This window comes from Bifidobacterium mongoliense DSM 21395 (genome assembly GCF_000741285.1).
Lineage (GTDB): Bacteria > Actinomycetota > Actinomycetes > Actinomycetales > Bifidobacteriaceae > Bifidobacterium > Bifidobacterium mongoliense.
The window spans coordinates 13,796-30,737 of record NZ_JGZE01000016.1 but is presented as its reverse complement, the minus strand read 5'-3'; the positions used below and the strand labels follow the sequence as shown (position 1 = coordinate 30,737).

Genomic DNA, 16,942 nt, shown 5'->3' with positions numbered 1-16,942 from the left:
GACGGCGTCCGCGAGGGCGCYGKACGGCGTGTCCGGGTCGGCGAAGTTCATCACCGGGCACCCGTAGTGGTCGGCCTCCGGGTAGCGCACCTCGTCGAAGTCCACCGTCCGCCACTTCAGATCCCCCAGCGCGTAGTCGAAGTAGCGGTCCACGGGGCCCGTGTACACCACCGGCACCCGGCCCACGACCGCGTCGCGGTTCACCGGCTGGGAGGCGTCGAAGAAGTCCGTGTCCAGTTGCACGCGGATCAACGGGTCGGCGGCCATGCGCTCCATCCACGCGGTGTACCCGTCGACGGGCAGGCCCTCCCACGTGTCCTTGAAGTAGCGGTTGTCGTAGTCGAAGCGCACCGGCAGGCGTTTGATGATGCCGGCGGGCAGGTCGGCCGGGTCCGTGTCCCACTGCTTGGCGGTGTAGTTCTTGATGAACGCCTCGTACAGGGGCCGGCCGATCAGGGACACGCCCTTGTCGTTGAGGTTCGACGGGTCGCTGCCCGCCAGCTCCCCCGCCTGGCCTTCGATGAGCTCCTTGGCCTGCCGGGGCGTGTAGTGGGCGTGGAAGAACTGGTTGATGGTGCCCAGGTTGATGGGCAGGGGGTACACCTCGCCCCGGTGCGTCGTGTACACGCGGTGCGTGTAGGAGGTGAACGACGTGAAGCGGTTGACGTACTCCCACACGCGCGGGTTGGACGTGTGGAACAGGTGGGCGCCGTACCGGTGGATCTCCGCGCCCGTCCTCTCGTCCATGCTGCTGTACGCGTTGCCGCCGATGTGGCCTCTCACGTCGATGACCAGGACGCGGGCCCGGGCGCGTTCCGCGGCCTGCTGCGCGACCGTCAGGCCGTACAGGCCCGCGCCCACCACCACCAGATCCACACCATCCAACACGTCACCCGACATATCAACCATCCGAAATCCTCTCATTCGTTGACATCATACTTATTGTGCGACTCGCGGGCCGCACGCTCACATTCGGTTCACCGCCCGTGCTCACTTGGCAGCTTCAGCCACATCCTCCCAACCAGGCGTGGTGTTGGGCACCACAGTGATCTGGTCTGCATCCATCGGCATGATATGCAATGCGCGCTGACTCAGCAGGGCGTAGTTCTCGTTCCTCTTGTTGCGAATCGCGAAACTGCAGGAGTTCTCATCCAAGGCAACGCCCACGGCATCGGTACCTTTGGGGTTATTCGACAAAGGGGTTCTCAAAGATGTGATGATCCTGAACTCACCGTTGTTGAACAGCCCCAGAGGCATGCTGAACCTGATGGTGTGATGGCCATGTTCCTTGACTTTCAGGACCTTCGCTCCGGTGTCGTATGTGATGCCGCCGCGTCGCACGTCGTGCACCGCAATCGCCAGATAGAAATCACCGGGATCGTCGTACTGATACTCGACGTCGAAAACGAAAGGCTCCTCACCGGTGCATACTGGCGAAGAGACCGGAATGGTACGCAGTATCGGGCAATGTTCATTGAGCCCGTTGGGATATCCGCCACGTGCCTCCTGACGCTCCTGCTCCGCCTTGTGCTCGGCTTCGAGGTTGGCGAGCGTGTACTGCTGCGATACCGTTTCGGGATCTCCGACGGCCTCGACCTCGCCATCGGAGATCATCATCGCCCGGGTGCAGTACTTCTTCACCGAATTCATATCGTGGGTCACCAGGATGACCGTTTTGGTGGGATCCTTCTTGATCTCCGTGAAGAAATCGCTGCACTTGCGCTGGAACGCCTCATCGCCGACGGCGAGAACCTCGTCGAGGACGAGGATGTCGCCCTGGGCTTTGATGGCGACAGAGAACGCCAACCTGACCTGCATGCCCGAGGAGTAGTTCTTGAGCTTCTGATCCATAAAGTCCTGCAACTCGGCGAAATCAACGATATCGTCATACATCGCATCGACCTGCTCATGTGTGAACCCGAGCAATGCACCGTTGAGATAGACGTTCTCACGCCCGGTGAGCTCGGGGTTGAAGCCGACGCCAAGCTCGATGAACGGCACGAGTTTGCCTGTGACATGAATACTGCCGGTCTCCGGATAGTAAATCTGCGAAATCAGCTTGAGCAGGGTGGACTTGCCCCCGCCGTTACGACCGACAATGCCGAAGAACTCGCCCTGATGTACATCGAAACTGATGTCCCTGAGCACACTGAGCCTGCGGAATCCCTTGATGCCCCTGGTCCAGTTGATTGCGGCCTGCTTCAGACCTGTCGCCTGCTCGGTGGGCAGTTTGAACGACTTCGATATATGGTCGACCGAGAGGATGACCGGAGCCTTTGAGAAGTCTCTGCGGAACACCCCGGTTTCTTGCTGTTGTGCCATCGTCTACATCACCTCCGCGAATTTGCGGCTGTTGCGTTTAAAGAGATAAATACCAAGCCACAGCAGCAATCCCGTGAGGATCACCGGGGTCAGCTTTATGCCCCAGTTGCTGAACTCACCCCAGATGGTGGGCTGCGTATCCGGCGCGATGAAGTTGTGCCGGATATCCTGGATGGTCTGTGCGAACGGATTCAGCAACGCCAACTGGGCCAAGTCGGAGTACAACCCACCGCGCTTCATGACATACGACAGCGGGTAGATGATCGGCATCGCATAGAAGATGAGCTGCTGCACCACTTCCCAGATATGGGCGATGTCGCGGAAATAGACATACAACGTCGCCATAAGCAACGTCAGCGCCAGGGTGACGGCATACAGCTGGGCGACGTTGATCGGCAGCAACAGAACCCACCAGGTGAACCTGACTTTCGACGCCAGGGCGAAGACAAGAACAACGATGAGATTGATGCCGAAGCTGATGAGCGCGCCGACCGTCGCCGATACGACCACGATGTAATTGGGAAAATGAATCTTGCGCAACAGGTCGCCACGATCGACCACCGAGCGCAGACCGACATTCGTCGATTCCGTGACGAACTGCCAGGAGCTGATGCCCAACAGCAACACCACCGAGTAAGTCGGTGTGCCATCAGACATACGCAGGAACTTCGCGAACACGATGTACATGACGCAGAACAACATGAGCGGCTTGAGCACCGACCACGCGACACCCAAGAACGACCCCTGGTAACGGAGCTTGAAATCCGTTTTCACCAGTCCGCGCAGAACCGTCCACGCATACCGATACCTATCGGCTATCCTTTTGACCAAATTATTCACGGTTCGTATCCTATCAGCGGTCTTCCCCCGGACCACCACCCAGACACCTCATAACATCACGAAGTCACCACAATAGTCACTCATGATAGATCACGTCTGCGGCTTTGCGAATCTGCCGGGAATACTCCTGAAGTACACCGGAGTCTTCAAATCCAGATCCCGGAAGGACGCCAGTGGTGCCGATAACGGAATTCGTCCAATGAGAACCCATACGAAGCACCGCGCGGTGCTTGATGGCGTAATACCGCTCGCCAACGGTGATGAATGATCCCGTGCAACCTTGTGCCGCGGCAAGAAGATGCGGATGGTACCGTGTGGTCAGCCATCGCTGTCCCGCTCGTGCCGGAAACCCTTCTCGCAAGAGGGAAGCGAGGGGGAAAAATGCGACACGATACCAGGCCGCCTTGAGGGATTCGACGATGGGATAGTCAACATAAGGGTTGCATTCCACGACTCCGACCATCGCCCCCCGCCCCACTTCCCACGAATTCAACGTAGCAATAACATGCCTGTGCAGCGCCGCCGCGTCATCCACAAAATCGGATTGCACACACACCATGGTGTCAGGCAGGCCTTCGGGCGGCGCATAGCAGCGATCCAATGCATTGACGAAACAATCATCAGGCGCCAGGGAAATCTGCGTCTGCGCCATCTCCTGGATCTGATCACCAACCTGTTGCGGGGAACGCGAATCCATTACAGCTCGGTATGACTCCGCATCACGTACGGAGAACGATAGGAACGAGGCCGCTGCTTCGCGGACAAAGGAATCATCGGGCTCTTGTAGGGGCATCAGTCCAATCCCGGTTGCGACAGCCGGAACGCCGCGGCCTCTGGCCCACGCCGCCACAGACAAACGAGCTAAGTTCACACGCCACATACTGTTGAGGTACCCACCTCCAAGAACATGTACGGATCGCACCGCGGACCGTAGGAGTTCGATACCGGAGGCATATCGCGCCGCCTTCCCTTCGTCGTGCAGCGCTTGAACGACGAATCGCGCAATATCACGAGTGTGCTGATTCCGGACATCGCCGCCCGCGAACTCGTTCTCTCTTGTCAGACAGGCGAGAGTATCGACAACAGAAAGCCGAGGATGTTCACCACGAAGTATGGCTGCAGCCGGCCCCGGTCTCGCACAATCGATATATGCCGGAACATCGGGGTGCCGCAGAGCTAAATAGCGGACCCACTCTCGTGCGATCAACTCGTCGCCATAATTGGGATGTCCCGGCTCTGCAACAAGATAAAACGCCCGATTGTGCTTAATCTCGATGAGCCCCACACTGTCGAGCTGTTTCCGGAGAGATACGGTCTCATGCTGTACCGCGTCGATGGCCTGCGCCAACTCACTTAACTGGGCATCGACACGATTCATACGTCGGTGAAAATGCACCATTGGACAACGGCACGATATGGCGCAAGACATTATTCAGTCGCATACCAGCATCTTATGCGAACGGTGTCCCACTGGCATGACATATCCGTTGTTTTGGGCAGAGAATGCAACCGGCAAGACCGGCTGCCGTTACGGGCACGATGGCGCCGGCAGCCGGATCACCCAAAGATGGCATTGCACGAACCTCAGTCCATCTGCAGATAGTTCTTCCAGTACACTACCGAGGTCAACTCATCGCGAGCAGCAGAGTATTCGGCACGGAGACGCTCGATGTTGCGCTTGTAATAGCGCAAATCGCGCGCGTACCGTTCAACAATCTGCTTATACTCACTCGCGCTCTTCGTGCGAATGGCGCCCTTCTTGTTGTACCAATCAATCACGATGAGGTGCTTCTTGCCCCTGATGATGCCCGCGGGGTACACCCAACCGAGCAGCGGGATAACCGCGTATCCTTCACCCTCGGTCTTCATCCAACGCTGACCGTTATTCGTGATGTAATCCTGAAGTCGTTGCGGTACGGTGCGAGGACGGTCACCGTCAACGATCTGCCGCGTAATGTCGTTGACGTCGAATCCATCGATATGCAGGCTCTCCGCCTGCTGCTGGAGCTCATCGAACGACACCAATGCTTCCTTATCGCGGTTGGCTCGCATGAACGATTCCTCCGCCGCTCCAGGCTGTGCAATGAACTTCGGCCCCTTGAGGAAATCTTCGAAAGCGTCGAGGCACAGCTTGGCATTCGTATAACCGAATTTCTTGAGCTCCAAACGGATATTGTTATGCAGCTCATGCATGAAGTCGGAATTCGGTGCGAACCCAGTCGTGCACTGCGCGATCATGGTATTGCGGGTGGTCTGGTAGCGCTCCACTGCGGCGTTGTACCGTACATGGAAGGACATATGCCAGATGCATAGCCCGTTCATCGTGATCAGCTCACGGTGGCAGCGCGTGCCGTACTCCGCGTCGTCACAACGCACGAAGACCGGCAACGGAAGTCCCTCTTCTTTAATCACGGCCGTGGGGATGCAGCAATACCACCATGCAGCGTATCGCTGCTCAGGGCGAATTTTCTTAGGGACCTTGAAGGCCTCGTTATACACAACATCTTCGAACTGCGTCAGACGCAGCGGTGGCTTAGCGGGAGTGAAGGAACCGCCATCGGCCATATAACCGGTGTCCTCCCACTGATCCTCGCCGACCTCGTAGTTGAGCATGGCGCCGCTGATCATCGCATCGGCATACTCGTCCTTGAGAATCCTCAGAAGATTATACGTGCGCTTGATACTCTCCGGAGACACGGCCACATCATCATCCATGAGCAGCACATGAGTCGCCGGGGTTTCCTGACCCATGGCCTCAAGCATGCCTCTTGTAAATCCGCCAGCTCCACCAACGTTCTCATTCGGTCGAATGGTGACATGTTCGTCACTCAGCTCATCCACATCCAGCGTCCGACCATTGTCGATGACGTACATGTGGAAATGCTTCGCGATATCGTCCGTTCCGGCAAGGATGTTGCCCTTGATCAGTCCGATATTGCGCTTGATATAGCTTTCCTTCTTGAACGTCGTGGTGGCCAGGGCCAACTCGACCGGACGAAGATCGCCCTCCACCTCGAGGGCATAGTAGCTGTTGCGCAGAGCCACACGCCCTTCGGTCTCGATGATGAACCCGACGATCACGGCGTCATGATCGATGTGCAGATCGATATCCATGGTCTGCCACGCATCGCTCGCGGCCAGAGCATGCGGCTCACCTACCGGTTCGGGGTGTGCTGAGAATACGCCACCCTTGGTCTGCTGTACGGTCAGCCCCGCACCTTTGAGCTCCAAATGCAGCACGTACTTCGTCGCACGCGTGTAGTGCTGAAGCTTCTGCACCGACAGAGAATTGAAGTACGTCGAGAAATCATATGTCCCCTTGTCATACAGCAACCAGGCCCCGTCGGTCTTATCCTCCACAACGTCCCCGTCGGCCTTGCAATACAGCGAAGGGTAACTCAACGAACGCGGATTCTTCTCCAGCAGCACGCTGGCAAATTTCATGGTTGGCACTCCACACCCCTTTATCTGCAAACTATCCCTACGCATGTTACCGAACAGGGGGTACCGGAACAAGATGCCAAGACTCCATCTGGTACTAAACACAAGAGTCTTCACTAGATCTCTTCGGGCTCTTTCGCAAAAGAAAACCTCTACGATTACTACGACCGTTGCAGCGGTACATATACTGTACGTGTTTATTATTCTCGAAAGAAACAGGAGCTTTACATGACTCGTCCAACAAGGTTGCTGGCCCTATGCCTCGGCTCTTTACTCGCTGTTAGCACGCTGTTCCCCACCACCGCCATAGGTGCCGAAAACACAGATCAACTTGTGGCTACTCAGCATCAGAACCTAGCCATTCCCAGTTCGAATAACTCTGGTTGGAGGAATGGAGATGATCCCGATGCTCGTCGTTGGTACGACAATGGGGTGATGGCAACATCCAAAGAGTTCTTCGACCCCGGTTCCCAATCTTGGTATTGGGCTGATGCTGACGGATCAATCGCCCACGATAAAGATGTATTCCAACGTTCGAATGGGGGGAAATGGGTACGCTACAATCATTCAGGCCATATGATCAAAGGCGAGGATTTTAGATATAGTGGATGGTATTTATTCAACAATCTAACCGGAGCCATGCTCAAAGGCATGCAGCATGTTGGCAGTAATGGCGGGAAATGGGTCTATTACGACAAGATAACTGGCAAGATGGCGCACGGAGAACAGTACGTGAATTATGATGCCGCCCATACAGGCTGGTATCTATTTGACAACAATACTGGTGCAATGTTCCACGGAGACACTTTCGTACGTTCTAATGGCGGTAAGTGGGTGCGTTATGATGGAACATCCGGAAAAATGGTGTATGGCCTTCAACGTCAAGACGGTGCATATTACTATTTTGATACCCAAACAGGAAAAATGGCCCATGGAAAGACCTACGTTCCTGACTGGCGTGGTTCTTACTGGTTTAACGAGGTTACAGGTCGTTCTGAGGGAGTTTATTATGAAAATTGCGAAGCCGTTCGTAGAGCGGGCAAGGCCCCATTGCATCGCGAACAGCCCGGGTACCGAAATGATCTCGACCGGGATAGGGATGGGGTTGCTTGCGAGGGATAAGTAAAGACTGAAAGTCACGAGTAGACGTATCCTCAACCTCTCAACAAGTTACCGTCATGGACTTAGGGCAGCTACGTAAATCGCATACCGTTATGGTGATTGAGGGTTAGTAAAGAATGCAGAGGCGTAAATGAGCCATTTTAGTTCTCATGAGACCAAGTATCCAATTCCAACATTTTCCCACAAAGATACTGGCTCCCTAGCTAGGCGCATAAGCTTCTCATTAGCAACTTTCGCTATGGGACTTGCCTCTGCAATTATTGCTTTTCTCGCGTTAATCTCCTTATTTAACACTGGCTATTTCCTCCCGCCCCGATCATATGAAGTTACTATAACTTCCGAACGGATGTTGCTGAAACAAGGCCTCCCAACACCACTTTTTATGGCCTCATGCCTTGTCCTAATTATAATTCTACTTTACGTTTCATTTTTATTAATCAAAATAATACCTGATTGCAAAATTGGGACTTTCGTATTCCTTTATTCACTTTGCACAACTTTACTATGGGTCCTATCGCTTAATCCCATCGGAGGTAATTATTCTTATCCCGATTCCATCAGTCTTATAGATTCTGCTTCATCTATCGTCGAAGGCAGATTCTCCGACTTTGCACCGGGCGCTGCGGGTCATCCATCTCTCCATGCCTATTTCTCGTGGTACCCATTCCAGGCAGGTGCTCTTTTCTGGTTTGTCCTAATCTTTAGTATTTTCGGCATCAACAACCTAATTGCATTCCTAGTGGTCAATGCAATAGCTGCAAGCCTAAGTGTGTGGTCGATATGGAAACTCGGTTGTTCTTCCGGTCTAAGCAGCTTAGGCAAACGTATCTTATCTTTGCTACTTGTAATCAATATTCCTCTCATCACTTCGACGGGATTCATTTACACAAACACAGTTGGTTTCTGCTGTGCCTTATTATCAGTGTTAGCATCCGTCACTGCAATGCGGAGCAATAGCAAATACGAAGCACTATTATGGATGATAATCTCTTTCATCGTTGGAGGAATTGCAATGACGATTAAAGGAACTGAGATTCTATTTGTTTTGTCCATTACTGCAATCTTTACGATTTCTTCTATTCGAAAACACAGATATGTTTTTATCCCTATTATTTTACTTCTATTTTTGTTTGCTAAATGGTCATCTAATTTACCCATTTTATTGCTGCAACATTTAACTGGACAGGAATTCGGTAAGGGACTTCCGCAAGTATCGTGGATTGCAATCGGCTTAACTCAGCAGAGTCAACAAACTACGATGCCCGGTTGGTGGAACACGTCAGCGATTCAAATCTTTAATATTACCCAAGGCGATACAGCTCTACAACAAACATTCGCGAGAACAACAATTTGGTCTTCCATAAGCGGATTTTTATCTGATCCACAATATGCATGGAACTTTTTCTCTCAAAAGATTGCCTCAGAGTGGGCTGAACCTACTCATCAAAGTTTATACTATTCATCATTTATTCAACGGGGTAAGGATAGCTCGCTTTGGACTATGTTCACAACTGAGCCAAATGGCCACCGTCTGATTGCCTTCCAGAACGTATATCAGTTTATTGTTTATGCCCTAGCAAGTCTTGGAATAGCGACTGCTGTTAAGCAGAAACAAGATAATGCCCAAGAGTTTGAAGTAATGTGTTTAATATCAATAATGATTATGGCCGGTTTCTTTTGTTTCCTTTTGTGGGAAGCAAAGAGCGTCTACGTCTTACCATTCGCGGCCTTGATGACCATCCCGGCGAGTCACGGACTCCAACACATTGGAGGAGGTGCTTCACTGGCATACCGCAAAATTAGACGGAAATCCGAGACGAAACCAGGCGAATAACCGAAGCTGAACAGTAAGCATCAGACGAGCATGACAAAAATGACTACACGGAGGTCGTCTCGTGAGCAAACCGGTCGGATCATATGCGCTAGACTGGATTCCATGCCACAAGATAACCATGAAGCTACTTTTCGCACGCCAGCCACGAGGAACAGTGTTCCGCCGAAATTGGCTCTGGTTATCCCCTGTTACAACGAAGAAGCTGTTCTACCCGAAACCGCCAAGGTCCTAGGCCAGAAAATCGGGGAGCTGATTGGACGTAACCTTATTAGTTCCGCCAGTTGCATTCTATTCGTCGACGATGGGTCCAGCGATGCAACTTGGAGCATTATCAAGGATCTACATGGGAAAGATCGAACACGGTATCGAGGTATCGAGTTTTCACACAACAGCGGACACCAGAATGCTGTATACGCAGGGTTAGTGGAATCACTCAGTTTGGACTGCGACGCCAGCATCTCGATGGATGCAGATCTTCAGGATGACCCAAATGCCATTGAAGAAATGATAACCAACTTCAGAAATGGCGATGAAATTGTTTTCGGGGTGAGAAATAATAGGGACACAGACACCGTTTTTAAACGTTTCACGGCGGAGTCATTTTATAGACTCATGACATGGATGGGCACAGACACCATCCCGGACCACGCCGACTTCAGACTGATGGGTGCAACCTCGATCCGAGCCTTGTCGCAGTACAAGGAAAAGAATCTGTATTTACGAGGAATCGTACCTGCTCTTGGTTTTGAATCAAGCAAAGTCTATTACACGAGAGGCTCTCGCATAGCGGGCGAGTCGAAATATCCATTCTCAAAAATGCTCAGTTTTGCATTGGAGGGAATCACCTCATTCTCCGTGAAACCTTTGCGGCTTATCACGCTCACTGGGTTTATGTCGATTTTGGCGAGTTTCGTCATGCTCATATATACCATCGTCTCAGTCACCACAGGGCAAGCAGTCGCAGGGTGGGGGTCGATGATGTTCTCCCTATGGCTATTGGGAGGACTCATACTGACATCTCTCGGTGTAGTCGGAGAATACGTAGGTCGGATTTACATCGAAACGAAGCAACGGCCAAGATACATAATTGAGAATCGGTTATAAGGCACTCCGTTCCCTATTCCTGACACAAATCAGCACATCAATTCAGGACAGCACCTGTAATATCGTCAAAGTGACGCATACGCCCATCGACCGCATGCCATCCTTTCAACATCCAACCAAAAGTGCTGTCATAATAGACCCACCTATTCCCACCGAGCAACTTCCACCCGTATGTGGTTGCACCAGTAAAGTCATCAAAGTAATACCAATTCCCAGCAATGCAACTTTCACCATGCACCATGCGACCACTGATCAGATCGTAATAGACCCACTTGCCCTGGTTGACCGCTAGATATTTCCATCCCTTTACCATTGCACCAGAATAAGAATCGAAGTAATACCACCCTCCGCGGAAGTAGTTCTCGCCATAAACCATATGGCCCGAAGAATCATACCTGACCCACTTCTGCTCAGCAGGCAGCCATACATCTCGATTACAAGCCATATTCCCTAACGCATCAAAGAAATACCAATAACCACTAATACATTTCTCGCCATGAATCATGGCATAATTTGATGGGTCATAATACACTCTCCGACCATCAGCTAGCGCACGCCAACCAGTTACTCTCTGCCCCGCGGCATCAACGTAATACCACAGGCCTGATGCTGGATCTACAACTTCCCGGGAGACGGCACGCACCCCATTGGTATACCAATATGTTTTACCTTGAAGAGAAATCCAACCTTCTGAACCAGAACGATAGGTCCCCACTGGCGCAATCTGGAAGCGCTGATTAACCCCGCGATTAAATCCCCAAATGTCCAACGGCGCACCATTACTGGAATTTCCGGAAACTATATCGAGAACTCGATTTTTAGAACTATTAACCATTGATTTAAATATTAAAGAACCTTCTGCGGTCCTATAAATTTCCCACTGTTGATTGGGACTGTTTTGTTGCCGATACTGAATAATTCTAGTTCCATTAGCAGAGTGGCCCTCATTTACGTCCAGAGCCTTTTCAGAATGACATGCGATAAGCATATACCGTCCGTTGCCAACCGGCTTTATATGGAATACCTGATTACTACCTCCTATGTATTGCCATATTTCGCTCATATCACCATTATTCTTACCCGCCCAAGCAATATCAACTACCTGATGAGGATATGAAGATACAACATAATAATCACCTTCGGAGATATCTAAAACTTTTACAGCTGACATTGAAGGATCTTCCCCGGCCGGATTATCATCAACATACGATTTATTCCCGAAGGCACTGAGATCAACATGCCCCTGGATTCCCGGCACGTTCCCCACATCCGAATACTGCCAACCTCGAAATTCCAGTTGGAAAGCAAAGCCCATGCTGGGCCCGTAACTTGCAACCCAACCTGTCTTGCTATGAATGTTACTAGAATTCAGAGGACCGTTCAGATAGTCTGGATAAGAATATATCTGCAGGTTTCCGAATCCACCAGCCTCCATCCCGGAAAACCAAGAATTGACTATGTCATTATATGTATTCGAGCTCGTTGCAGGGGTCCTACCGGAATCCGTCCATTGCTCTAAATCATAGAAAATCGGGTATCGTAAATCGCTAGCACTAACCCGAATGCTCCGCAATTTGGCCAACACGTCAGAAGCCTCTGCCCGGCCATCACTGCCATTTGCAGCATAAGAGTATACATACAGACCAAAAGGAATATTAAGCCTTCTACATTCACTAATATTATACTCTGCAGATCTATCAATATGATTTCCCCACCCATACGACAGACGAATTATCACACCTTGAATCCCCGCATCTTTGACTGCTTGCCAACTAATATCCTGCTGCCACGACGACACATCAATGACTGGCCTTGCCTGTTGTGCGAAGAGGGTTCCATTCCTCTCGAAAAAAGCAGGTTGTGAATTATAGTTCCCCCAATATGCCCCATACTGGTTACCAGGGACTGTATAAGCGGCGTTATGCACACCCCCATCCACCAATGACACGGGGCGCACTCGGCTGCTCTGCCGTTCTCCCCTCGCCATCTCCTTATCCATCATGCCGGCTCCTTGGGCCCCTTCTCGAGCAGAATCTGAACCATCACTCTCTCCGGCGTTCTTCTGAGAAAAAGAGTCCTTGACCCGAGCTACAGAAACAGGAATGAATTGATGACCCTTCGTTTTTGCTAAGGGATCCGGCTGCTCTTCGGGAGAGCCCACTAAAGCAGGGTCAGTAACAGTGTCGCCTGTCACAAGATCTTTGACGACCCCATTACTCATCGAAGCCAGGCGCGGAGAAACAACCGTCGCGTTATCAGGAATTGAGCGATTAACGGTGTCCGGCAAAGCTACGGAGGGATTGCTCGGCATGGACTTTGAATCCGACGAGGGTTTTTTAGCATCAACTGTATGAGAGTTGTATTCAGTTCCAGTATTCTCAGAACCCGTCACTGCCGAAGACACAGGATTGTGGCCAGGTAGTATAAAGGCGAATGCACAAAGTAATATGATACTGGCTTTTTGAATTATCATTACATGTCATCTCCCTTAAGAGTGTGCAAAACCTATCACAACCGCACCAATACTATATGAACCGAATAGTATGCGCAGCAAGGATCCCAACAAAACCCAACCAAAGGAACACCAACACACAGCGTTCCAAAGCCTTCGAATGGCGAATCACAATACCCCAGTTAGGAATCAAGAGCATAATTCCAATAAGCGGCAATACCGGTACAAAATATCGACTTTGCATACCATCGAAGGCCTTGCCCAGATTCTGGGGAGTATAACCCATGACCAACGCCATTGCGACGCAAGTCAATAGATAGAAAAGAACAATGATAGACGCCAGAATCGTTTGAATGAATACACGATCGGCTGGTTCCATCTTCGACAAGACCAAATGGGACTTACTGGCAGCTACCATCCACAAAGCAATGCAAGAGATAATGAAGAAAACCATCACAGTCATTGGCAGCATCGTATTCTCAGTTCCCGTATACAACTGGATGTTTCTTTGAACGTTGTATTGGTCCTTTGATAAATCCAGCGGTTGGAACACTGTCATGATCACACCTTTCAAAAAAGCGAAAGGGTGATGTATCAGCAACTGTTTCCCATCTACATATTGCTGATACGACAGGATCCAAGGAGAAATAGAACGAATCTGCCACCACCATATCAATGCTGAGGACACCCCAAATCCCAAAGGAATGAAGTATTCAATAGGAATATGACGATCATGCCGATACTGTCGCCACGCAATAACACCGATTAGAAGCATAAGTACAAGGCATGTTGTTTTGATTTGCGCCAAACCAATACATAGCAAACTTAGAATCAATATTGTTTGCCAGCTCGTCGCCTTTAGGAGAACGGAGTATCGGCACACCACAGCAATAAATAACAAAGCAAATGAATTAGTCACCGCATCCGCAGAAGGAAATACCATTGAAAGAAATACGGTCGGGATAAACGCCGTCGCAGCTATCAACTCACCCATTTGGCCGGCGATATGTATAGCTAATGCGATACAAACTGTACAACACAACAGTGTGCTAATACTAGCGGCGACATATTGAACATGTTCAGCCGTATATCGGAAGAAGAACTGAGAAAATATAGTTGGATAATATAAAAACGGCGAGTTAATTGCCGTGTTGTTGAATGAAGCAAATGCTCCATTAGCCCTAAACCCACCATACCTATCACCGCCTGCTGGATCTCGCAGAGGAACAAACAGTCCGGAGGCAACTTGTACGGCTCTAAGCCAATGAGCCTCGCCATCATTACGCGCCGGATATCTATCAAAGAAAATCATGAACAAACCACAAGGCAAAACAATAAGAGGATATAGAACATCCCAGCGAAAAACACTTTTCATACTCTGAAGCGATACATCCCCCTGCTTTGATGATACAAAGTGCCGTCCGCCTGATAGTCGATTAACCAAACCACATTCCTGCCTTCGGATGTACGTAATCACGATGTAGTCCGCGTCGTCGCCTCCACATTACCCTGTCCAATATACCCTTCAAGCGCCCACCGTTCCATCGTGGCAATCAGAGTTCAAATACACAGACAATTGCTTCAATGCCCATGCAGAAATAGCGGAAATGCCATTCACCCCCTGCCAGGCCGTTGAATCCAACCCGACCAGTATGCCGAGTCCTTGCTACCATCGCCGTATGCACCAGCTTTTCATCAGCGGCGTGCGCTTGGACTGGGATGATGCACCACGAGATCGCACCAAACCGGCCGACTACACGCAATCGATACCGGCCCTGCGCTCATTGCACGAGCTTGAGCTGGACAACCCGCTCACCTTCTTCACCGGAGAGAACGGCACCGGAAAATCAACCCTCCTTGAGTCCATAGCGCTGACGTATGGGTTCAATCCGGAAGGTGGCACCCGCAACTACCGGTTCTCGACATATGACGACGTATCCGATCTCTCGCGACGCACCACCCTGATCCGACGACGCGGATACTGCCGATCGGGATACTTCTTCCGGGCAGAGAGTTTCTTCAACGTCGCGACCCAGGCACGGGATTACGATCGTTCGGGGGCATTAGCTGGCTTGCACGAACAGTCACACGGCGAGAGCTTTCTCACCTTTATGCAAGCCTTCGACGGTCCGGGTCTATATCTTATGGACGAACCGGAAGCCGCCCTCTCACCGCAGCGTCAACTGAGCCTGATGGTCATGCTCCACCGTCTGCTAAAGGACGGGTCGCAATGCATCATCGCGACGCATTCACCGATCCTGCTGAGTTTCCCCGGCGCCGCCCTGCTGAGCTTCGATGACGGTCGAATACGGCCATGCGCCGTGGAGGACACCGACAGCTATCGGGTCATGGACACGGTCATCAACCGGCGCGACGCCCTGTTTCATCACCTGTTTGATGACCACGCTGACGACCCAGTTTGAAGGTAGGACAGTGGCGTAACAGCCTCACGAGTTCGAATCTCGTATCCTCCGCCACGCGCAACTACCGGTTCTCCCTACGCCGTGCTATTGTTTACGAGTCGTGTGCGAGAGCATGTCCCTTGCACGCAATATGGAGGATTCGCCTAGTGGTCTATGGCGCACGCTTGGAAAGCGTGTTGGTGTAACAGCCTCACGAGTTCGAATCTCGTATCCTCCGCTCTTAGGACCCCGACCAATTGGTCGGGGTCCTTCTTCATTCCACTCGCCGGCCACTCGCCCACATATCGAGTTAATAGGTACAATTGACTGACGCTCTTATCCTCTTTTAGTTCCAGAAAGGAAAGATAACACTACCGTAAAGTACTATAAAGCAATACAGACTCCCGCCAAACTCTTAGCAGTCAGGATCGAGAATAATACTGATTCGGATCGTGTTGACCAGTCCCATGCCACACGAGCCTTCCCTTCTCAACAAGACGTTTTAATAAGGAAGAGGCTGTCACTCTGCTTACCCCAACGCTCTGCATTAACCGTACCGTCGTCACTCTGCCTTCAGACTCAGCAAGATTCAATGCAGTCACCTCGGCATCGGATAAAGTCCTCTCAGTCCGTCGCTCCTCGGCAGCCTTCGACCCGATGGAATCACTCATGTAAGGCACCCGCTTACCGATGTCATTGCGCAACACCAGCCTAACTGAGAAATCACTCGGTTCGCTGAATTCAGGATCGGGAAGTCCTAGCTCCTCCATCTCCTGGTACACACGATGCACACCCTCATGCAGTTCACGAACCCACTTGAACGATGCCAGGACATGACAAATTTTGGGATTCCTCGCAAACCTCGTGGTCCGCATGTTCCCCAATGTCACACGGTTGGGCAGAATGCCCGGACTCGTAATCTCCAAACGATCATCAAAAATCACCACCCTCGTGTACTCACCACGAATTGAATAATCTCGATGGGCGACGGCATTGACCAAACCCTCGAACCATGCGAACTCGGGATACTCGGGAACCGTGCGAAATCTTGCGTCTTCACCCAGCACCTGAAACTCACGAAGCAAAGAAGCGATCAACTGTCTGGCTCCCTCCACGACCTCGGGAAGCGGACCATCGAAATCCTTGTCCTTGACGATGTTCAGCCGCCGACCGGTTTGCATCTGGGTACCGTCGATTTTGAGCACACGGACGCGAGCGGAGGGAAGAAAGCGCGTCGGGTTCCGCGAGAATAAGAGGACACCAGCGTTCGTTAGATGTCCATCGACCAAGAAATCACCGCTGCGTAGTACCTACTCGTCACCGACCAAGGTGCCAATTGCCTTCTTATAGCGGCCTATTACCTCAGAATCCACATCCTCAAAACTTGAGCGGCGAACCTCCTCACTTCTTGAGACAAGGCTTCAA

Annotated in this window: 12 protein-coding genes and 1 tRNA gene; 5 read left to right on the top strand and 8 right to left on the bottom strand. The window is 51.4% G+C overall.

The window, feature by feature from the left end; genetic code table 11:
• The 5 genes from BMON_RS06650 to BMON_RS06630 all read right to left on the bottom strand — a co-directional run.
• On the bottom strand, positions 1–900 hold a 900-nt coding region (locus tag BMON_RS06650; RefSeq protein WP_034885370.1), incomplete at its 3' end, for a UDP-galactopyranose mutase.
• Positions 901–990: 90 nt separating this feature from the next.
• Complete coding sequence (locus BMON_RS06645) at positions 991–2,322, bottom strand: ABC transporter ATP-binding protein (protein ID WP_051917977.1); 1,332 nt, start codon at positions 2,320–2,322, stop codon at positions 991–993.
• A 3-nt stretch (positions 2,323–2,325) separates the two neighbouring features.
• Positions 2,326–3,162, bottom strand: coding sequence for an ABC transporter permease (locus tag BMON_RS06640; protein ID WP_033513534.1), 837 nt, complete (start codon positions 3,160–3,162; stop codon positions 2,326–2,328).
• A 76-nt stretch (positions 3,163–3,238) separates the two neighbouring features.
• Positions 3,239–4,540 (bottom strand): polysaccharide pyruvyl transferase family protein, encoded by a 1,302-nt coding sequence (locus BMON_RS06635; protein WP_161786349.1) that lies wholly within the window; start codon positions 4,538–4,540, stop codon positions 3,239–3,241.
• Between the two features lie 206 nt (positions 4,541–4,746).
• Positions 4,747–6,615 carry a glycosyltransferase gene (locus BMON_RS06630; protein WP_033513532.1) on the bottom strand — a complete coding sequence of 623 codons (1,869 nt, stop codon included), beginning with the start codon at positions 6,613–6,615 and terminating at the stop codon, positions 4,747–4,749.
• Positions 6,616–6,831: 216 nt separating this feature from the next.
• Between BMON_RS06630 and BMON_RS10200 the strand changes: the two genes are divergently transcribed.
• From BMON_RS10200 to BMON_RS06615, 3 genes are all read left to right on the top strand, one after another.
• Positions 6,832–7,725, top strand: a complete 894-nt coding sequence (locus BMON_RS10200) for an excalibur calcium-binding domain-containing protein (RefSeq protein ID WP_081969655.1) — start codon at positions 6,832–6,834, stop codon at positions 7,723–7,725.
• A 1,012-nt stretch (positions 7,726–8,737) separates the two neighbouring features.
• Complete coding sequence (locus BMON_RS10590) at positions 8,738–9,559, top strand: hypothetical protein (protein WP_152595815.1); 822 nt, start codon at positions 8,738–8,740, stop codon at positions 9,557–9,559.
• A gap of 102 nt (positions 9,560–9,661) precedes the next feature.
• Entirely contained in the window at positions 9,662–10,663 is a 1,002-nt protein-coding gene (locus BMON_RS06615; RefSeq protein ID WP_051917976.1) for a glycosyltransferase family 2 protein, read from the top strand.
• Between the two features lie 37 nt (positions 10,664–10,700).
• On the opposite strand, the gene BMON_RS09665 is transcribed toward BMON_RS06615, so the two are convergent.
• Positions 10,701–13,136, bottom strand: a complete 2,436-nt coding sequence (locus BMON_RS09665; RefSeq protein WP_081882963.1) for a GH25 family lysozyme — start codon at positions 13,134–13,136, stop codon at positions 10,701–10,703.
• A gap of 52 nt (positions 13,137–13,188) precedes the next feature.
• The gene (locus tag BMON_RS09660; RefSeq protein ID WP_161786348.1) at positions 13,189–14,427 is read right to left on the bottom strand and encodes a DUF2142 domain-containing protein; all 1,239 of its coding nucleotides are present in this window, start codon (positions 14,425–14,427) and stop codon (positions 13,189–13,191) included.
• 367 nt (positions 14,428–14,794) lie between these two features.
• Here BMON_RS09660 and BMON_RS06600 point away from each other — a divergent pair, with 367 nt between their 5' ends.
• Both BMON_RS06600 and BMON_RS06595 read left to right on the top strand, forming a co-directional pair.
• Positions 14,795–15,538, top strand: coding sequence for an AAA family ATPase (locus BMON_RS06600; RefSeq protein WP_033513523.1), 744 nt, complete (start codon positions 14,795–14,797; stop codon positions 15,536–15,538).
• A 132-nt stretch (positions 15,539–15,670) separates the two neighbouring features.
• Positions 15,671–15,755, top strand: a tRNA-Ser gene (locus BMON_RS06595).
• A gap of 184 nt (positions 15,756–15,939) precedes the next feature.
• On the opposite strand, the gene BMON_RS06590 is transcribed toward BMON_RS06595, so the two are convergent.
• Positions 15,940–16,722, bottom strand: coding sequence for an ATP-binding protein (locus BMON_RS06590; protein WP_202805460.1), 783 nt, complete (start codon positions 16,720–16,722; stop codon positions 15,940–15,942).
• Positions 16,723–16,942 lie beyond the last annotated feature (220 nt).